Raw genomic sequence first — 19,412 nt, 5'->3', positions numbered from 1 at the left:
ACCCTCACATCTTGTCGGCGCGGACGAAAGCCTGCTGGAACTGCTGGAGCTCGTCGGAACCGAGATCGGAAACGGCCCAGAATTCGAGCCCACCCGAGGTCCAGCGCACCAGATTGTAGCTGTCCTGCCGCAAGCTGCGGACGAATGGCGAGGCTACGGCAGGAGCCGGCCGGACGAACAGGTTGATGCTGTGCAGGCGCCGGCGATAGACGAGCACCGCGACCGTCTTCTGGTCGATCACGTCGAGCCGCCCGCCGACCAGCGGGAAGCCCTGGGGCTTCAGGTCGACGACCTGCGGGGCGAAGTCGATGCGGCCGTTGAACCACGGCTTGACGACGTGGCGGTCCGAGGTGGCGACATCGATCAGATGGGCGCTCTGCAGCGAGCGGATGTGGCCGTCGACCAGCTGGTCCGCGATGCCCGGCTCGCTGATCTGCGGCATGCCTACCAGCAGGGCCAGGCTGGCCGCGATCGCGCCGCCCACTGCACCGCCCGACCAGGCGCGCCAGCTAGGCGCTCGCGTGGCGGCAGGCGCACGTTGCTGCGGTAGCGTCGCCATGATGCGCTCGCGTAGCGCATCGGGTGCGCGATGGCGCAGCTCCGGTTCGCTCAGCACCCCGCGCAACCGTTCGAGCCGGTCGAACGCTTTGCGGCAGGACACACAGCCGCGCATGTGCTCTTCGAGCGCGACCGTGCCCAGCGCATCGAGCTCGTCGTCGAGCAGGGCGTGCATCGCCATTTCCCTGTCGCCACACCCGCTCATCGACTGATTGCTCCCTTGTCGGTCTGGTCCGCGTCTTCATCTCCGATCAGCATTGCGGCCAGCATCTGGCGGCCGCGGGCGAGGCGCGACATCACCGTGCCGATCGGCGCGCCGCTGACTGCGGCGATGTCGCGGTAGGACATTTCCTCGAGCTCACGCAAAACCAGGGCTTCGCGGAAGGGCTCGGGCAACGCTTCTATCGTGCCGCGCACCTGTTCGATGTCGCTCGCGCGCTCGAGCTGGGTCAGCGGCGTCTCCTCGTCCACCGGCTCGGCATCGATCTCGTCGGCGCTGCGATAGCGCCCGTTCTTGCGCGCCAGGTCGTGATGGCAGTTGCGCACGATGGCGAGCAGCCAGGACTTTTCGTTGTCGCGGCAGCCGTCGATCGCGCGAAGGGCGCGAAGAAAGGCCTCCTGCACGACGTCTTCGGCCACAGCGGCATCGCGTGTCAGGTAGCGGGCATAGCCATAGGCCGCGTCGAGGTGCGGCAGGATCAGACGGCGGAAACGGTCGCCCGCCGCTTCGGCCGCGCCCGCATCACTACGGGTGCGGCCGAACGCCAGCCGGGGCATGGCAAAGCGGCGGGGAGAGATCACGGGCGAGCCTTCATCGGAAGATCATTTCTGCTGCGCGAGATAGGCGATGATGTCCGCGCGATTCTGTGGATTGGCAACCGAGAAATACATCTTGGCGCCCGGCACCATCGCCTGCGGACCCGACAGCCAGCGATCGAGCTGGGACGGAGTCCAGGTGATGCCCGACTTTTTCAGCGCGGCCGAATAGGCATAGCCGGGCACGATCCCTGCCTTGCGCCCGACCACGCCGCGGTGCTTCGGGCCGACGTCGTTATCATCGAGCGAGTGGCAACCCATGCAGCTCTGGTATAGCCGCGCGCCGTTCGCGGGGTTGCCGTGCGGCCCCGCGGGAGCTGGAATGCTGGCCGCGTGCCCGGGACCGGCGAGAGCGGTCCAGAGCGCGACGGTCACCGCACCGGCCGCTACCGACCGGCTGACGATTGCAATGATGTTCATGATGCTGGATTTCCGTAAGTCAGGCTAGGACGGCGTCGGTGATGGCGATCGGCGTGTCGGTTTGGTTCAAGGTCAAAGTCGACACGCCGATCGCCGAGCGCAGCTGCTCTGGGGGCAGCACCAGCGGTCCCGGGCCTGCACCGACGCCGGGCGCCGGCTGGGGGTAGGCGGTGGACCGCGCCGAGTGGAACGACACATGGCCTTCCACTTTGCGCTGGATCTGATGGATGTGGCCGTTGAGTGCGGTGACCGAGCCGAAGCGGGCGAGCAGCTTCATTGCCGCCGTCGCGTCCTGCGTCCCCCAGCCCCATTCGGGGTAGAGTGCCCAGAGCGGGAAATGCGACAGGACCACGATCGGCGTCGAGCTGGAGACGCCGGCGAGATCGGCGCTGAGCCAGGCGAGTTGATCGGCCCCCAGCGTTCCCATGCCCATGTCGCCGAGCTGGACGACGTTGACCAGCGAGACGAAGTGCACGCCGGCCGCATCGAAGCTCGACCAGCCGTTGCCGCGGCTGTCTTTGCCGAAACGCTGGAGAAACGGGCGCGGATCGTTGCCGTCGACCAGATCGTGCTCCCCCGGGATCACATGGACCGGCAGGCCGAGCTCGGCCAGCAGCTGCTGTGCCTTGTCGAACTGCTCGGGCGTGGCGAGGTGGGTGACGTCGCCGGTATGGACGACGAGGTCGGGCGCCTGAGGGAGTGCCTTGATCTTGGCGATCGACTCCCGCAGCGTTGCGATCGGATCGGGATTGGCCGGCTTGGAAAAGCCGATATGCGTGTCGCTGATCTGCACGAATGTGAAGGGCCTGGCGCCGGTCGGTTTGCCCGGTGCCGTGCTGCCGATAGCATGATCGAGCATCTTTGCGCTGGCGACGCCGCCGCTCAGCGCGAAGAGGGCGCCGGTGCCGGCCCAGCCGAGGCACTGCAAGGCGCCGCGCCGGTCGAGGGTATTGCGATTGCTGGTCATTTCCCGCCTTTCCTGATGGAATTGACGGAAAGACTGCGGGGGCCTGCGCTTTATTCCCCGGACCGGGAATTATTTTTCAGGCGGTACTTTCGGCGCCGCCGCTGAGTCGCGTTATCGTATCCTTGAAAGCTGTGGCGATGGGCGAGAGCTTGTGCTTGTGGATCATCCAGAGCCGGCTGGTCACGGGATCGGCCAAGTCGCGCAGCACGAGGTTGTCGACGTGCAGCCGCGAGAGCGACCGCGCCAGGATCGTCGGGCCGAAGCCCGCGGCGACGAGGCCGAGCAAGGTGGCGAAGCTGGTGACCTCCAGCGCGACGCTGGGGCGGAAGCCGGCCTGCTCGCAGAGCGCGAAGAAGTGCTCGTTGAAGCCCGCGCCGTTGGCCGTTCCGTAGAGCACAAGCGGAACCCCCGCGAGATCGGCGATCGCGGGATCGGCGTTGCGTCGGGCGAGCGGGTGATCCTGGCGAACGGCGAGCAGCATTTCCTCCTCGATCAGGCATTCGGCGCCCATCCCCGCCGGAAGCAGTGGCGGCTCGAAGGCGCGGATGATGCCGATGTCGAGTTCGTCATGCTCGACCCGCGTGATCTGCTCGTCGCGGCCCAGCTCCTGCAGTGCCAACTCGACCTGCGGATGCGACTGGCGGAACGCGTAGAGCGCGTCGGCGACGCGCGGGACGAAAGGCGCCGAGGCGGTGAAGCCCAGGCCCAGCCGCCCGATCTCGCCGCGATGGGCCTGCCGCGCGGCCTCCGCGGCCCGTTCCATCTGGGCGAGGGCTTCGCGTGCCTGCGGCAGCAGGGCTTGGCCCGCCGCGGTGAGGCTCACCCGCCGGCTGGTGCGCTCGAACAGCTGGACGCCGAGTTCCTCCTCGAGCGCGCGGATCTGCTGGCTCAGCGGCGGCTGGGAGATGCCGAGGCGCTGCGCCGCGCGCCCGAAATGCATCTCTTCGGCGACGTAGACGAAATAGCGCAGATGGCGCAGGTCCATCAGATCATGTCTCCAAACGTATCAATCATGCCATATTGGATATTGGACACAACACAACCCGCGGCGCATGGGCGGTGAAAGGGTGGCGTTTCGCAACGGATCGCCGCCCCGTCATATGCCGTGATTAGAGGCGGATCCGGTCCTGACACCTTGGCCGGGCAGCAATGTCTGCCCGCTCACGGAACCTTCGCTGTGGAGAGGCGAGCGTTACAAATTCGGCGGCCACGGCCGGCGGATCTGCGGGAGTCGCGAATTGATCGATATCGTCAAGATTGCCCTGAGTCGGCCGCTCACGTTCATCGTGATGGCGATCCTGATCGCGATCCTCGGTATCCTCGCGGCGCTGCGCACGCCGATCGACATCTTCCCGAACATCCGCATCCCGGTGGTGGCGGTGGCCTTCCAGTACACGGGCCTTCCGCCCGAGGACATGTCGAACCGCATCATCAGCCAGTACGAACGCACGCTGACGACGACGGTCAATGACATCGACCATATCGAGAGCCAGTCGCTGCCCGGCATCGGCATCGTCAAGATCTACTTCCAGCCCGACGCGGACGTCCGCCTGGCGACGGCGCAGGTTACTTCGATCTCGCAGACGATCCTGCGCAACCTGCCGCCCGGCGCGACGCCGCCGCTGATCATCAACTACAACGCCTCGACCGTGCCGATCGTGCAGCTCGCGCTGTCGGGCACGGGACTGTCCGAGCAGCAGCTGTTCGATCTCGGGCAGAACCAGATCCGGCCGCAGCTGGTCACCATTCCGGGCCTGGCCATGCCCTATCCCTCGGGCGGCAAGCAGCGGCAGATCCAGGTTGATCTCAATCCGCTGGCGCTGCAGTCGAAGGGGCTGACGCCGCAGGACATCGGCAATGCCATCGCCGCACAGAACCAGATCAATCCCGCCGGCTTCGTCAAGATCGGGCCGACGCAATACAGCGTCCGGCTGAACAATGCGCCGGCCACGGTCGAAGGGCTCAACGACCTGCCGGTCAAGGTCGTCGGCGGCGCGACGATCTACATGCGCGATGTCGCCCATGTCCGCGACGGCAGCAGCCCGCAGACCAACGTCGTCCACGTGGACGGCAGCCGCTCGGTCCTGCTGACCGTGCTCAAGAGCGGCACGACCTCGACCTTGGCGATCGTCAACGGCGTCAAGGACGCGCTGCCGAAGATCGCCGCGACCCTGCCGCCGACGCTGAAGGTCATCCCGATCGGCGACCAGTCGCTGTTCGTGCGGGCGGCGGTCGCGGGCGTGGCCAAGGAAGGCCTGATCGCCGCGGCGCTGACCTCGCTGATGATCCTGCTGTTTCTCGGCTCCTGGCGCTCGACCGCGATCATCGCGCTGTCGATCCCGCTCGCCATCCTGTCCGCTCTCGGCGCGCTGGCACTCTTCGGGCAGACGCTCAACGTCATGACGCTCGGCGGCCTCGCGCTCGCGGTCGGCATCCTCGTCGACGATGCGACGGTGACGATCGAGAACATCAACTGGCATCTCGAGCAGGGCAAAGGCGTGATCGAGGCCATTCTCGACGGCGCTGCGCAGATCGTCACCCCGGCCTTCGTCTCGCTGCTCTGCATCTGCATCGTCTTCGTGCCGATGTTCTTCCTGCCGGGCGTGGCGGGCTATCTATTCGTGCCGATGGCGCTTTCGGTGATCTTCGCGATGATCGCCTCGTTCATCCTGTCGCGCACGCTCGTGCCGACCTTGGCGATGTACCTGCTGGAACCGCACAAGCCTGGTGAGGACGAGCACCTCGCCGGGGCGTCGCAGTCGCGCAATCCGCTGGTCCGGTTCCAGCGCGGCTTCGAGCGTCGCTTCGAGGGTATCCGCGACGGCTACCTCGGCCTGCTCCAGCGCGCGCTGAGCAACCGCAAGCCTTTCCTGCTCGGCTTCATGGCCGTGATCCTGCTGTCGTTCGGGCTGATGCCGATGCTGGGCAGCAATTTCTTTCCGACCGTCGATTCCGGCCAGATCGCCATGCACGTCCGCGTGCCGATCGGCGCCCGGGTCGAGGATGTCTCCGCCCGCTTCGAGCGTATCGACCGCGCCGTCCGCGAGATCGCCCCGGCAGGGCAGGTGGCCTCGATCACCGACAACATTGGCCTGCCCAACAGCGGCATCAACACCGTTTACAACAACAGCGGCACGATCGGCCCGCAGGACGGCGACGTGATGATCAAGCTGAGCGAAGGCCACGATCCCACCGAAAAGGTCGTCGCCAAGCTGCGTGAGGAACTGCCCAAGCGCTTCGCCGGCACGACCTTCGCCTTCCTGCCCGCCGACATCACCAGCCAGATCCTGAACTTCGGCGCGCCTGCACCGATCGACGTGCAGATCGCCGCCAAGGACCCGGTCGCGGCGCGCGCCTATGCGCAGGAGCTGCTGGCGCGGATCAGCCGCATTCCCGGCATCGCCGACGCGCGCATCCAGCAGCCGGCGCGCGCGCCGCAGCTCGACGTCGATGTCGACCGTTCGCGCATCGGCCAGTACGGCATCACCGAGCGCGACGTGACCAATAACCTGTCCAACGCGCTGGCGGGCTCGGCCCAGACCGCGCCGGTCTATTTCGTCGATCCCAAGAGCGGCGTCTCCTATCCGGTGGTCGCTCAGGCGCCAGAGTATCTCGTCGGCTCGATGAGCGATCTTGCCAACGTGCCGGTCGCGGGCGCATCGGGCGGGCCGGTGCAGCCGCTGGGCGGCCTCGCGACGATCGAACGGTCGAGCACGGTGCCCGTGGTCAGCCACTACAATCTCGCGCCGGTGATCGACGTTTATGCGACGACGCAAGGCCGCGATCTCGGTGCGGTCGCCGGCGAGGTGCAGGAGGTGATCAAGGCGATGAAGGCGCATGAGCCCAAAGGCGCGACGATCACCATCCGCGGCCAGTATGCGACGATGAACACCGCCTTTTCGGGGCTCGGCTTCGGCCTCGCCGCGGCGGTGCTGTTCATCTACCTGCTGATCGTCGTCAACTTCCAGTCGTGGGTCGATCCCTTCGTCATCATCACGGCGCTGCCGGCGGCGCTCGCGGGAATCGTCTGGATGCTGTTCGCCACGGGCACGACCTTGTCGGTGCCCGCGCTAACCGGCGCGATCATGTGCATGGGCGTCGCCACGGCGAACTCGATCCTCGTGGTCAGCTTCGCACGCGAGCAGCTGGCGCTGCACGGCGACGCCTTGCAGGCCGCGATCGAGGCCGGCCGCGTCCGCTTCCGCCCGGTGCTGATGACTGCACTGGCCATGGTCATCGGCATGCTGCCGATGGCGCTCGGACTGGGCGAGGGCGGCGAGCAGAACGCGCCGCTCGGCCGCGCCGTGATCGGCGGACTGATCTTCGCGACGATCGCCACGCTGTTCTTCGTCCCCACCGTCTTCAGCCTCGCCCACCGGCGCCCCCGCGCCGCGGCGAGCCCCTCGGAACTGCAGCCCAGCCATGCATGACATCTCGCCTCCCGAAGAGTCCTACGACATCTACGCCGGGCCTGGCCCGGACAGCCGCAAGCTCAAGCGCATCGGCATCGGCGTCGCTGCCGTAGCTTTGCTCGTCGTCGCCGGCGGTGCCGCGATGCGGGCGCATTCGGTCAACCAACTGCGCGCGACCTCCGCGCAGGCCGCCGTCCCCACGGTGTCCGTCCTGTCCCCAACTGCGGACGGGGACGGCGGCACCCTCGTGCTTCCGGGCAATGTCCAGGCCTACAACTCCGCGCCGATCTATGCGCGGACCAACGGCTATGTCCGGCGCTGGCTAGTCGACATCGGCGATCATGTCGCGGCCGGCCAGACCCTCGCCGTGCTCGACGCGCCCGAGGTCGACCAGCAGCTCGCCCAGGCGCGCGCCGACTACCAGACCGCGATCGCCAACCAGCGCCTGGCCGCCTCGACCGAGCGGCGCTGGAGCGCGATGCTCGCCAAGGATGCGGTCTCGAAGCAGGAAGCCGACGAGAAGTCGGGCGATCTCGCTGCCAAGTCGGCGCTGTCCAACGCCTCGCTGGCCAACGTCCGCCGGCTCCAGGCGCTGCAGGGCTTCACCCGCCTGTCCGCGCCTTTCGCGGGCGTCGTCACCAGCCGTTCGGCGCAGATCGGCGCGCTCGTGGTTTCGGGCACGGCCGCCTCGCAGCCGCTGTTCACGGTTTCCGACGTCACGCGCATGCGCATCTACGTCCGCGTGCCGCAGGGCTATTCGGCCAGCGTCCATCCCGGCCAGGCCGCGAAGCTGACGCTGCCCGAGTTTCCCGGCCGCACATTCGACGCGACGATGACGCGCAGCGCCCAGGCGGTCGATGCGCAGTCGGGCGCTGTCCTCGTCGAGCTCCAGGCGGCCAATCCCGACGGCGCGCTGAAGCCGGGCGCCTTCGCGCAGGTCAGCTTCGCCGGTGGCGGCCCCAAGGGGACCGGCGTCACCCTGCCAGGCAGCGCGATCCTCTACAGCAACAACGGGCCTGCCGCGGTGGTGGTCGGCGCCGACAATCACGTTACCGTCAAGCCCGTTGCGATCGTTCGGGACGAGGGCAGCACCGTCGTGGTCTCGGGCATCACCGGGGCCGACCGCGTGATCGATTCCCCGCCCGACTCGATCCGCAGCGGCGACCAGGTGAAAGTGCAGCGCGCGGCCGCCAAGGGAGCGGCGAATGCGAAATAAGCCACTGGCGGCGCTGATACCCGTTCTGCTTGCCGGCTGCTCGATGGCGCCGGACTACCAGCCGCCGAAGACCGCCGTCCCCTCCGCCTACAAGGAAGTCGCCGGTTGGACCGCGGCCGAACCGATGGACGGCCTGCCGCGCGGCGCCTGGTGGAAGGCCTTCGGCGATCCGGTGCTCGACGATCTCGAGACCCGCGCCGAGGCGGCCAGCCCGACGCTGGCCGCGGCGCTGGCGCGTTATGACCAGGCCCGCGCCTCTGCGCGTGTCGATGCGGCGGATCTCTTCCCGCAAGTCGGTGTCGAGGGCGATGCCGGTCGTCAACGGCTGTCGGGCAACCGCCCGCTCGGGAACGGCACGCCGCAGACCTACAACGATTTCAGTATCGGCGGCACGCTCGACTACGAGCTCGACCTCTGGGGTCGCATCCGCAACGGCGTGAAGGCATCGCGCGCCGATGCCCAGGCGAGCGCGGCCGACCTCGCTTCGGCTCGGCTCAGTCTGCAGGCCTCGGTCGCCGATGCCTATTTCCGTCTGCGCGGGCTCGACGCCCAGGCCGACCTGCTGAATCGCACGGTCGCAGCCTTCGACCGCGCCTATCAACTCACCGCGACGCGCCACGACGGCGGCATTGCATCGGGCATCGACGTCAACCGCTCGCGCACCGCGCTCAGCAACGCCCGTTCGCAGATTTCGGACGTCGCCAACCAGCGCGCGGCGACCGAGCACGAACTGGCGGCGCTGGTCGGCGCGCTCGCCTCGGACTTTTCGGTGCCGGCGCGGGTCCAGCCGCTCGATGCGCCGCAAGTGCCCGCAGGCGCCCCTTCCGAGCTACTCCAGCGCCGGCCCGACGTGGCGGCCGCCGAGCGCCGCATGTTCGCGGCGAACGCCCGGATCGGCGTGGCGCGCGCCGCCTTCTTCCCCAGCATCACGCTGGGTCTCGCGGGCGGCTGGGAGACCACGCAAGGCAGCCTGCTGACCACGCCCAACACTTTCTGGGGCCTCGGGCCGCTGTCGGCGGTGCTCTCGCTGTTCGATGGCGGCCGGCGCACCGCGCAGGTCAAGCTCTCGCGCGGCGAATACGATGAAATGGCAGCCGACTACCGCGGCACCGTGCTCGGCGCGTTCCGCCAGGTCGAAGACGGCGTCGCCGCGATGAACCACCTCGCCACCCAGATCGTCGATCAGCGCGACGCGGCCCAGGCGGCAGAGCGCACGAGCGATCTTGCCTTCACGCGCTATCGCGACGGCGCATCGGACTATCTCGAAGTCGTCACGGCCCAGACCGATGCGCTCGATGCACAGCGCTCGCTCCTGACCGTCCAGGTCGAGCGGATGCGGATGAGCGTTGCGCTGGTGGAGGCGCTCGGCGGGTCGACCTCGTAGGCTAGGCCGCGCCGATGCGCGCCAGCTTGCCCTGCAGGGTTGGCTGGTCGAACGGCTTGATGACATATTCGTCGGCGCCGGCTTCGATGCCCTTGCGGATATGGTCGCTGTCGGCATTCGAGGTGCAGAACACCACCTTGGGCCGCAGGCTGGCCTGTTCCTGGCGCAGGGCCGAGACGAATTCGACGCCGCTCATCACCGGCATGTTCCAGTCGAGAAGGATGAGGTCGGGCATGGCCGCCTTGCACCGCTGCAGAGCTTCCTCGCCGTTCTCGGCCTCGGCCACCTTGTAGCCCAGGCCTTCGAGGATGCCGCGGGCGAACTTGCGGATCATCCGCGAATCATCGACGATCAGGCAGTGCCGCTCGCGCGCCGGTTCGGCCGGGCGGGGCCGGGGCTGGACGACCGGCTTGGGCGCGCTGGCCGCCTCGCTGATGGCTTCGCGCAGAGGACGCCGCGCCGCACCGCCGGTGCGCTTGATCAGACCGTCAAGAATGGTGCATCTCCTCGGGCTCGGGCGTCACTTCGCCACCGCTGGCCTGCAGGATGTCGGCGACCTTCTTGGCCGTATCGACGATCTGCTGCTGGTCGGTGGCGCTGGGTTTCGCGCCCTTCTTGGCCTTGGCGGCCAGCTCGGACGCGGTCATCTTGACGTGGATGTAGGGCATCCAGATGTCGCCGAATTCGGCCTTCTGGTACCAGAGGTCGATGATGTCGTAGGACGCCCAGAAGCCATCGGGCTCCATCAGCCTGATGCCTTCGCCCATCCGCGGCACTGCGGCGAACCGCAAGCACGTCTGGGTCTGGTGCGTCTCGTTCTGAACTTCGATTTCGATCACTGGAGCAACCCCCTCGCGCAGGAACTGATGCTAGGTCGAAAATCTTGACGAAATGGAAATGGGGCCATCCGCGCTGGCCTCGCCACGACCACGACCGCTCTAACGCTTGGTTAAATCCTTCGGCTCCATAGTCAGCCCATCTTAGGGGCTGGCAATGGACGAACTGCTCGAGGACTTTCTGGCTGAGACCCGCGAAATGCTCGAGGCATTGGGTGGGGAGCTCGTTGCCTGGGAGGAAGACCCGAGCGACCGGGCCAGGCTCGACTCCATCTTCCGCTTCTTCCACACGGTCAAAGGCAACTGCGGCTTTCTCGACCTGCCGCGCCTGCAGGCGCTGAGCCATGCGGCCGAGGATGTGCTCGAAGATGTGCGCGCAGGCCGGCGGCGGGCCGATTCGCGGCTGGTCGATGCCATTCTCGCCATCGTCGACCGGATCGGCGACATGGCGGACGCGATAGAGGCCGGGGTCGAGTTTCCAGATAGCGAGACCGCTCTGCTCGAAGCGCTCAAGCCCCAGGCCGAAGCGCCCGCGGAAGAACTTCAGGCGCCGCTCGCCGCAGGAGGCGATCATCAGGCCAAGGCGGCCTCAGCCCAGCGGTCGATCCGCCTGCCGGTGGAACTGCTCGACAAGGTAATGAGCGGCGTCTCGGACATGGTCCTCGCCCGCAACGAACTCGCCCGTCGCCTGCGCGAGAGCGGCGTGGACGCGGCGGTCGAAGAACCTTTCGAACGCCTGTCGACGATCATCGCCGATGTCCGCGACGCGATGACGCGGACGCGGATGCAGCGCCTCGAAGGCCTGCTCTCGGTCCTGCCGAGGCTGGTCCGCGACCTGTCGAGCGAACTCGGCAAGCAGACCCTGGTCGATATCGCCGGCGGTGACGTCGAGCTCGACCGCGAGATGATCGAGATCATCCGCGATCCGCTGACCCACATCATCCGCAACGCGATCGACCATGGTATCGAAGCGCCCGGCGTGCGTCTGGCTGCCGGCAAGCGCGAGACCGGGCTGCTGGCCATTTCGGCGCGCCAGTCGGGCAACCAGATCCTGATCGACGTGGTCGATGACGGGCGAGGTATCGACGATGCCAAGCTGGTCGAGAAAGCACTGGCGGCGGGGATCGTCGACACGGCCGAAGCTGCGCGCCTGTCGAAGCGCGAGCGCACCGACCTCATTTTCGCGGCGGGCCTGTCGACGGCAGAAGCCGTGACCGCAATCTCCGGCCGTGGCGTCGGCATGGACGTGGTGCGTGCCAATATCGAGCGCGTCGGCGGCTCGGTCGAGATCGAGAGCACCTTGGGCCGCGGCACCCGCATCACGCTGCGTGTGCCGCTGACCCTGACGATCATTCCGGCACTGACCGTCACGATCAGCGATCAGCACTTCGCCGTGCCGCGGTCCTCGATCGAGGAGATCGTCCACGCCGGCGACGGCAATGTCGAGATTTCGCGCTTCGACGGCGCCATGCTGGCGAAAATCCGCGAGCGCCGCTTGCCCTGCCTCGTCCTGGCCGAACTTCTGGGCCTGGCCAGTGGCGTTGAGAGCGACGACTGGACGCTGATCGTAATGCGGCTCACCGGCGGCGAGCTTTTCGCGCTCGCGGTCGACCGGCTCGACGGGCACGGCGAACTGGTGGTGAAGCCCGTGGCGCCGGCGATCATCGCGACCGGGCTCTATGCCGGGACGACCTTGAGCGACGACGGCAATCCGATCCTGCTGCTCGAAGTGACCGGGCTCGCCCGCAAGGCCGGGCTTCAGCTCGACATGCTGGAGCGGAGCGAGCGGCGCGTGGATGCCGGCGAGGCCGCCGCGCCGGAGCGCAAGACCGCGGTGCTGCTGTTCATCGGCCTCGACGGCAAGCGCAAGGTCATGCCCATGGCCATCGTCGAACGGCTCGAGGAAGTTGGCCTCGACGCGGTGGAGAACGATGGCGGGCGCAGCCTGGTCGTGCTTGGCGACCGGCTCGTGCCGCTGGCCGGCGTCGATGGCTGTGCACTTCCCGAAGAGGGGCTCCAGCTCTTCCGCCTGTCCGACGGCCAGTCCGAGATCGGCTATGCCGTCCTGGAGGCGCTCGAAGTCCGCGAGGTCGACTCGGGGCTCATGGCGGCCAACGATTCGGGAGATGCCGAAGGCGTCGTCCTGATCGACGGCTTGCCGACCTTGATGGTCGCGCCTTACGCATTGTTCGCACGCCATGCGGTAGCCCGCGCCAGCGACGCGCCGCCGGTCTGCCTGCTGCCTTCCGACGACCCCTGGATTCAGAATTTTGTCCGGCCCATGGTCGAGGCGGCCGGCTACCGCGTGGTCGATGCCGACGACGGACAGGTCGATCTGGCGATCACGCTGCAGAGCGAACCCGCCGCCCCTGTCAGCGCGCGGCAGACCATCCGCCTGCGATCCGACCCCGGCGAAAGCTCCGGCGAGGACGGCAGCATCTATCGCTACGACCAGGCCGGACTGCAGGCCGCCTTGCGCCCTGCCGCACGGAGAACGGCCCGATGAGCGACCTGCTCCTGATCGTCTCGATCGCCGGCCAGAAGGTCGCGATGCGCACGCTCGAAGTGCAGTCGGTGATCGAGATCGACGTGCTGATCCCGGTCCCCTGCGCGCCGCTGCACGTGGCGGGCCTGGCCGCGCTGCGCAGCCGCGTGCTGACCGTGATCGACCCGCAATTCGCGCTCGGCTTGGGACAGTGCGCGAACCGCGATCCGGGCACCGAGGCCGTGGTCGTGGTCCACGATGGCCATGCCTATGCCCTGTTGCTGGGGGGGCGTCCATGATGTCACCGAGGCGCGGTCCGAACCCACGCCGATGCACACCCGCCTCCAGGGCAACTGGGCCGCCATGTCGCACGGCATGGTCGAAACCGACGACGGTCCGCTGCTCCTGGTCGATCCCGCGGCATTGATCGCCGGACCCGAGGAGGCACAAGCTGCGTAGGAGCCGCTTAGGGAGCGCTTAAGCCGATGGTTACGAAATTCCGCCTAGTTCGATGAGAGAAAGGGAGCGACTGCAATGAAGACCTGTCTGATCGTCGACGACTCTCGGGTGGTCCGCAAATTCTCGCGCCGATCGCTTGAGGCCCTGGGCTTTGCCGTCAGCGAGGCCTGCGACGGCCGCGAAGCGCTCGAACGCTGCGAAGAGGCCATGCCCGACCTGATCCTGCTCGACTGGAACATGCCGGTGATGACCGGGATCGAATTCATCCGCCTGCTGCGCCAGGGCGGCCACGCCAACCAGCCCAAGGTGGTGTTCTGCACGACCGAGAACGACGTCGCGCATATCCGCACCGCGATGGATGCGGGGGCTGACGAATATGTCATGAAGCCGTTCGACCACGATACCCTGCACATGAAGCTACAACTCGTCGGCGTCGCCTGAACGCTGCTCAATGATAAGGTCGCCCAAAAAAGAAAAATCGTCGGCGCCGCGGTTTCCCAGAGCCGTCCGGCTGATGATCATCGACGATTCGCTGGTGGCGCGCACGGCGCTCCGGCGCATGGTCGAGGCGGCCGACGATCTGGAAGTCGTCGCCACGGTCAGCACTGCCGAGAACGCGCTCGAAGTGCTGCGCGGCGAGCGGGTGGACGTGATCCTGCTCGATCTCGACATGCCGGGAATGGGTGGCCTCGAAGCTCTCCCGAAGCTGATCGAAAGGGCGCGGGGCGCGCGCATCCTGGTGGTCTCCGCGCTGACGCTCGCCGGGGCCGAGCATACGCTGGCGGCCCTTTCGCTCGGCGCTACCGATACCCTGCCGAAGCCGCAAGGGCGCGGCTTCCACGGCGTCTATCGCGAAGTCCTGCTCGGCAAGATCCGCGACCTCGGAGGGGTTGCGGTCGATGCGCCGAAGGTGGTCCGCGTCGTCGCCAAGCCTACGCTTGCCGCCCGTGGCCTGCCGCGGACGCCACCCACCATTCTGGCGATCGGTGCCTCGACCGGAGGGGGTTCATGCCCTGGCAAACCTGTTCGGAGGCCTGCCACGGCGGCTGGGGATTCCCGTCCTGCTGACACAGCATCTGCCGGCCGCGTTCATGCCGCATTTCGCCCGGCAGCTGACCGCCGCTTCGGGCTACGAGACCGTGCTCGCCGAAGAAGGCACGCCGGTGGAGCCCGACCGGATCCTGATCGCCCCTGGCGATGCCCATCTGACCGTCTGCAAGCAGGCGGGGCGCCTTGTCGTCCGCCTCGACCGCAGCCCGGTGGCTAGCGGCTGCCTGCCTTCGGTCGATCCCATGTTCGCTTCGCTGGCCGAAGAGATCGGCGAGGGGGCGCTCGGCGTGGTGCTGACCGGCATGGGCCGCGACGGCGCGCTGGGGGCGGCTCGCTTGGTCGCCGCGGGCGGCTCGATCCTCGCGCAGGACGAAGCGAGTTGCGCGGTCTGGGGCATGCCCCGCGCCGTGGTCGAAGCCGGCCTTGCCTCTGCCGTGCTTCCGCCGCACGAACTGGCCGAGCTCATCGGCAGCCGCTTGGGGCTTGCCGCATGCAGGTGAGCGACGCCGCCCAACGCTGCCTGGCCGACCTGCTCAAGTCGCAGACCGGCCAAGACTTCCCGGCCGCGCGCGGCTGGCGCATCGGCACGGCGCTGTCCGGGCTGTTTCGCGAGCACGGCATCGCCAGCCTCGATCACCTGGTCGCCAAGCTGGGGCTTTCGCGCCACTCTCCGCTCGCACGCGAGGTGGTCGAAGCGCTGCTCAACAACGAGACCTATTTCTTCCGCGACCGGGCGGTGTTCGATTTGCTGGCGAACAAGGTGATCCCCGATCTCGCCGAGCGACGTGCCTCCACGCGGCAGCTGTCGATCTGGTCGGTGGGCTGCTCGACCGGCCAGGAGGCATTGTCGCTGGCCATGCTTTTCGCCGAGCGCGAAGCGCGCTGGCATGGCTGGACGATCCGCATCCTCGGCACCGACGTCTCGCAGTCGATGGTCGATGCCGCGCGCAGCGCCTGCTACACGCCGTTCCAGATCCAGCGCGGCCTCGCCGTGGGGCAGATGGTCCAGTTCTTCGACGAGACCCCGCAGGGCTGGCGCGCGCAGGACCGGCTGCGCCAGATGGTGCGGTTCGAACTGCACAACATCCTCGACCCGTTGCCGCCTTCGGTCTCCGCATCGACAACCTTCGATCTGATCCTGTGCCGCAACGTCCTGCTCTATTTCGACGACGCCACCCGCGCCCGCGCTTTCGAGCGGCTGGGCACGGCGCTGGCGACCGATGGCTGCATGATCCTGGGCGCCGGCGAGACGACGATCGGCCAGACCGACCTCATCGCGCCCGACCGGGGCGTGCCCAGCCTCTATCGTCATGCGGCCCATGCCGATGTCCGCCGTACGGCCGCGGGCTGAGCCGGTTTAAGCCTTGTTTAAGCGCCCACCTTTAAGCTCCCGACTCTGCATCGGGATGCGAAGCGCCAGACTGCGAAATCGGGGAATTCTGCAATGCCGGAAGTGATCGCCCAGCGGAAACGCAATTGGTTCGACCGCCAGTCCATCGTGATGAAGATGCGCGTGATCATATGCGTGTTCCTGGTACTTTCGCTGATCATCGCGACTGCGGGCTGGGTGGTCCTGTCGCAGGTCCAGTACCGTGCACAGAACCTGGCGCGGCTGAACGCCTCGGCGCAGCTCGTCTCCGATGCCGGCGGCAATATCGCCAGGGCCGTACTCCAGCTCGAAAGCGGTGATGCCAAGCGCTCGGACGCAGCTCGTGCGCTGCTCGGACAGGCCGGCGACAGCCTGGCGAAGGCCCGGCGGGCACTCGACGATGCCGACCCTGAACTCGACCAGGCTTTCGATAGCCTCGATCGCAATCTGGCCGGCTTTACGGCAAGCGCCGCGACCGGGTCGAGCCAGGCCGAGGGCCTCAAGCTCGCCGATGAGGCTAACACGATCGAGAACAGCCTGACGGTCCGCGCTACCGCGATCCAGCGGTCGAGCGACAGCTTCATCTCCTGGAGCCAGATCGTCACGATCGCCTTCGCGTTGATCGCTGCGATCAACGGCTTGCTGGCTCTCGGTTTCGTCCGCATGAAAATCACCGAGCCACTGGTGAAGATGACCAAGGCCATGCTCAGTCTGGCCGACGGCAACAAGGAGCTCGTCGTCGAAGGCACCGACGAGGCCAACGAGATCGGCGACATGGCGCGATCGCTGGAGATCTTCCGCATGGGCTATCTCAAACTCGACAAGATGCGCACCGAAGCCGCCGAAGCGGCCAAGGCCGAGATCGCGCGGCAGGAGGAAATCCGCCTCGAGCGCGAGGAAATGCAGACGCGGCAGACTCGCGAGCTGCTCCAGATCGCCGACAATTTCGAGCAGACCGTGGGCGAAGTGGTCAGCGGCGTCGCCGCCGCATCGAGCCAGCTTCAGCTGACTGCCAGCTCGATGGCCGCGGCGGCCGAGCAGTCGGTCAGCCAGATCGGCGAAGTCTCCTCGGCGATGAACGAGGCTTCGGCCGGGGTCACCGCGGGCGCCGCCGCCAGCGACGAATTCGCCATGTCGATCAGCGAGATCAGCCGGCAGGCGGCCAATTCGGCCGAACTGGCGCGCAAGGCGACGATGACCGCCAACAACGCCGACGCGACGATCTCCGAACTCGCGGTTTCGGCCGAGCAGGTCGGCCAGATCGTCAAGCTCATCTCGACGATCGCCCAGCGGACCAACCTGCTGGCGCTCAACGCCTCGATCGAAGCCGCGCGTGGCGGCGAGGCGGGTCGCGGCTTCGCGGTCGTCGCCTCCGAGGTCAAGGAACTCGCCGCTCAGACCAGCCGGGCGACCGACGAAGTCGCCCAGCAGATCCAGGAGATCCAGGAATCGACCATGGGCAGCGTCGCCGCCCTGCGCGCGATCGCTGAGGATATCGGCGAGCTTGAGGCGACGGCAGTCTCGATCGCCGCCGCGGTCGATCAGCAGTCGGTCGCCGGTCAGGATCTCGCGCGCAGCATCGACCTCGCCGCGCGGAGCACGGACGACGTGACCTCGAACATCGAGCAGGTCCGCGAGACCTCGCTGGCGACCGGGGCGGCCGCGTCGCAGGTGCTGACTTCGTCGACCGATCTTCAGGACCAGGCGGCGCGGCTCAAGGGCCAGGTCGACCAGTTCCTCCAGCACGTCCGCGCGACCGATCGCCGGACCAGCATCCGGACGGAACTGCCGGAGCCGGTGCTGGACCAGGCGGCCTGAGCTAGCGCCGCAGCAGCGCGAGCGGGCGGAAGACCAGCCGGAAGGCGAAACCGCGATCCTGGATATCGCGGTCGCCCGGCGGTGGAACCGTGTTGAGCGCCTGCCCGAAGACGCCGGTCGCTCGCAGCCAGTCGGCAGGGTTCCAGTCGAGCATGACTCCAACGCTCGCGATATGCGCGGGCACGGGCTGGCTCGTCCCCCCGGTTGTGGAGCACGGCGCCGTCGGCGAAGGCCGAGACCACGACCGTGGCGAGCCGCCCCTGCGCCTCGCTGGCCGATCGTCCGGCGAAACGGACGGGCAGGGCGAGTTCGGCCGATCCGAGCAGCGCTTCGTCGGCGAACAACACGTTCTCGCGGTAGCCGCGCACCGTATCGTAGCCGCCGACCGACAGCCGCTCGGCCGAATAGAGCGTGCCGCCGGCCACTTGCCCCGCCAGCCGCAGGCGCAGCTCGAGCTGCTGCCTGTTGAGCCGCCGCGCATAGTTCGCCTGGACGAAGGCCGCTGTGAAATGCCTGTCCGCGTCGGGCTGGCCTGGCACGTCGGACTGGGTCCCGCCAAGGCCTAGGCTGCCGCTGGCCGAGACAGCCAGCACGGTCTCGGGGGTGCGCCGTGAATAGTTCGCCGTGATCCGCGCGGCGGTATATTCGGTCCGCCCCGCCTGCGAGCCGGGCGTGAAGGAGAACGGCTGGCCCAGCAGGAAGCTGCGCGTCTGGCGGTGCACGCCGGTCAGGCCGATGGCTAGGTCCTGCGCCGCCGCCCACTTGCCCGGCTCTGCGCCCGGCAGCAGCGGCCTGTTGATCAGCTTTCGGTCGATGCTCCCCTCGGCGTACCACTCGCGCGAGCGGATATCGAGCGGTAGCAGCGGTGTGTCGACCACGGCCGCGCGGTTGTAGGCGCCGCGCAGGCGCAGCGTCAGGTCGGGCGAGAAGAACGGCACCTCGTAGGAGCCGGTTACGTCGTCGAGCCCGCTGGTGCGGCCATATTCGAGCGCGAGCGTGTCGCCCGCTACAGCCAGGCTGCGTAGCGACCCGCCGACGGCCACGCGCTCGCCGCCGACGCTCGGCGAGCGGCTGTTGCCGTAGGTCACGTAGAGGTCCTCGCGCGGCTGCGGGGTAACCGCGATGTCGAGCGCCGCCTCGCCGGGCTGCGTGCCGGGCACGAGATTGGTGCGGATCGTGCGGATGAAGGAATTGTCGGCCAGCAGTCGGAAATCGCGTTCCAGATCGCCGATGTTTATCGGCCGGGCACGGGCCGACGGCATGCGGTCAGCGATAAAGCCGTTGCTCAGGCCCTGGCGCGAAGGCGTCCAGGCGATGCGCAGGTTTGACGCGGGATCGCCTTCCTTGCCCAGTCGGCCGTAGACCAGCCGCAGCGACAGGGCGTGGCTGCCCGGCTGGATCGGCTCTGCCAGGACGAGACCCGAATTGATATAGCCGTTCTGCGCATAGGCCAGGTTGATCAACTGGATCATTGCCCAGATGCGGTCGAAAGGCACGGCATGACCGAGCTGGCCGTTGGCGGCGAACTGCGATTTCACCCAGTCGGCGTCGAGCGGCTGGCCTCGCTCGTGTCGGAGCGCCAGTCCGTCGTCGGTGGCCTCCGCCGGTTGCCACAGAGGTCT

At 67.7% G+C, this 19,412-nt stretch carries 17 protein-coding genes and 2 pseudogenes; 11 read left to right on the top strand and 8 right to left on the bottom strand.

Going from position 1 to position 19,412, the window contains the following annotated elements:
* Positions 1–4: 4 nt before the first annotated feature.
* From KRR38_RS14345 to KRR38_RS14325, 5 genes are all read right to left on the bottom strand, one after another.
* Entirely contained in the window at positions 5–739 is a 735-nt protein-coding gene (locus tag KRR38_RS14345; protein ID WP_254514804.1) for an anti-sigma factor, read from the bottom strand.
* Between the two features lie 20 nt (positions 740–759).
* Entirely contained in the window at positions 760–1,359 is a 600-nt protein-coding gene (locus KRR38_RS14340; RefSeq protein WP_309141053.1) for a sigma-70 family RNA polymerase sigma factor, read from the bottom strand.
* A gap of 21 nt (positions 1,360–1,380) precedes the next feature.
* Positions 1,381–1,794: a cytochrome c family protein gene (locus KRR38_RS14335; protein ID WP_217402555.1), complete on the bottom strand. Its 414-nt coding sequence runs from the start codon at positions 1,792–1,794 to the stop codon at positions 1,381–1,383.
* 19 nt (positions 1,795–1,813) lie between these two features.
* Positions 1,814–2,761, bottom strand: a complete 948-nt coding sequence (locus KRR38_RS14330) for a metallophosphoesterase (RefSeq protein ID WP_217402553.1) — start codon at positions 2,759–2,761, stop codon at positions 1,814–1,816.
* 76 nt (positions 2,762–2,837) lie between these two features.
* Positions 2,838–3,746, bottom strand: coding sequence for a LysR substrate-binding domain-containing protein (locus KRR38_RS14325; protein WP_217402551.1), 909 nt, complete (start codon positions 3,744–3,746; stop codon positions 2,838–2,840).
* A gap of 253 nt (positions 3,747–3,999) precedes the next feature.
* Here KRR38_RS14325 and KRR38_RS14320 point away from each other — a divergent pair, with 253 nt between their 5' ends.
* The 3 genes from KRR38_RS14320 to KRR38_RS14310 are packed head-to-tail and all read left to right on the top strand — an operon-like array spanning position 4,000 to position 9,773.
* A complete protein-coding gene (locus KRR38_RS14320; protein WP_217402549.1) occupies positions 4,000–7,191 on the top strand; it encodes an efflux RND transporter permease subunit in 3,192 nt (1,063 codons plus the stop codon).
* Entirely contained in the window at positions 7,184–8,389 is a 1,206-nt protein-coding gene (locus KRR38_RS14315) for an efflux RND transporter periplasmic adaptor subunit (protein ID WP_217402547.1), read from the top strand. The genes KRR38_RS14320 and KRR38_RS14315 overlap by 8 nt, the downstream gene beginning before the upstream one ends.
* Entirely contained in the window at positions 8,379–9,773 is a 1,395-nt protein-coding gene (locus KRR38_RS14310; protein ID WP_217402545.1) for an efflux transporter outer membrane subunit, read from the top strand. The genes KRR38_RS14315 and KRR38_RS14310 overlap by 11 nt, the downstream gene beginning before the upstream one ends.
* 1 nt (position 9,774) lies before the next feature.
* Here the strand turns inward: KRR38_RS14310 and KRR38_RS14305 are convergent, their stop codons facing one another.
* Both KRR38_RS14305 and KRR38_RS36140 read right to left on the bottom strand, forming a co-directional pair.
* Positions 9,775–10,128, bottom strand: coding sequence for a response regulator (locus KRR38_RS14305; RefSeq protein WP_256449603.1), 354 nt, complete (start codon positions 10,126–10,128; stop codon positions 9,775–9,777).
* Positions 10,129–10,261: 133 nt separating this feature from the next.
* Positions 10,262–10,612, bottom strand: coding sequence for a hypothetical protein (locus tag KRR38_RS36140; protein WP_309141052.1), 351 nt, complete (start codon positions 10,610–10,612; stop codon positions 10,262–10,264).
* A gap of 154 nt (positions 10,613–10,766) precedes the next feature.
* Here KRR38_RS36140 and KRR38_RS14295 point away from each other — a divergent pair, with 154 nt between their 5' ends.
* The 8 genes and pseudogenes from KRR38_RS14295 to KRR38_RS14270 all read left to right on the top strand — a co-directional run bounded on the left by KRR38_RS14295 (position 10,767) and on the right by KRR38_RS14270 (position 17,790).
* The gene (locus KRR38_RS14295; protein WP_217402539.1) at positions 10,767–13,115 is read left to right on the top strand and encodes a chemotaxis protein CheA; all 2,349 of its coding nucleotides are present in this window, start codon (positions 10,767–10,769) and stop codon (positions 13,113–13,115) included.
* Positions 13,112–13,393 (top strand): chemotaxis protein CheW, encoded by a 282-nt coding sequence (locus KRR38_RS36135; RefSeq protein ID WP_254514803.1) that lies wholly within the window; start codon positions 13,112–13,114, stop codon positions 13,391–13,393. The genes KRR38_RS14295 and KRR38_RS36135 overlap by 4 nt, the downstream gene beginning before the upstream one ends.
* Before the next feature lie 31 nt (positions 13,394–13,424).
* Positions 13,425–13,553 (top strand): hypothetical protein, encoded by a 129-nt coding sequence (locus KRR38_RS37020; RefSeq protein WP_256449456.1) that lies wholly within the window; start codon positions 13,425–13,427, stop codon positions 13,551–13,553.
* A gap of 75 nt (positions 13,554–13,628) precedes the next feature.
* A complete protein-coding gene (locus KRR38_RS14285) occupies positions 13,629–13,994 on the top strand; it encodes a response regulator (RefSeq protein WP_217402537.1) in 366 nt (121 codons plus the stop codon).
* 10 nt (positions 13,995–14,004) lie between these two features.
* Positions 14,005–14,319 (top strand): annotated as a pseudogene (locus tag KRR38_RS36130) (response regulator); the annotation flags it as partial.
* 220 nt (positions 14,320–14,539) lie between these two features.
* Positions 14,540–15,103, top strand: a complete 564-nt coding sequence (locus tag KRR38_RS36125) for a CheB methylesterase domain-containing protein (protein ID WP_309141051.1) — start codon at positions 14,540–14,542, stop codon at positions 15,101–15,103.
* On the top strand, positions 15,094–15,954 hold the full coding sequence (locus tag KRR38_RS14275; RefSeq protein ID WP_217402534.1) for a protein-glutamate O-methyltransferase CheR: 861 nt from the start codon (positions 15,094–15,096) through the stop codon (positions 15,952–15,954). Before KRR38_RS36125 ends, KRR38_RS14275 begins: the two co-directional genes overlap by 10 nt.
* Before the next feature lie 93 nt (positions 15,955–16,047).
* Positions 16,048–17,790 carry a methyl-accepting chemotaxis protein gene (locus KRR38_RS14270; RefSeq protein ID WP_254514801.1) on the top strand — a complete coding sequence of 581 codons (1,743 nt, stop codon included), beginning with the start codon at positions 16,048–16,050 and terminating at the stop codon, positions 17,788–17,790.
* A gap of 302 nt (positions 17,791–18,092) precedes the next feature.
* On the opposite strand, the pseudogene KRR38_RS36120 reads toward KRR38_RS14270, so the two are convergent.
* Positions 18,093–19,052 (bottom strand): annotated as a pseudogene (locus KRR38_RS36120) (ShlB/FhaC/HecB family hemolysin secretion/activation protein); the annotation flags it as partial.
* Between the last annotated feature and the right edge of the window lie 360 nt (positions 19,053–19,412).

It is taken from the genome of Novosphingobium sp. G106 (assembly GCF_019075875.1).
In the GTDB taxonomy this organism is placed as follows: domain Bacteria; phylum Pseudomonadota; class Alphaproteobacteria; order Sphingomonadales; family Sphingomonadaceae; genus Novosphingobium.
Note: the sequence above shows the minus strand (reverse complement) of the source record. Positions and strands in the feature narration are given on the sequence as shown.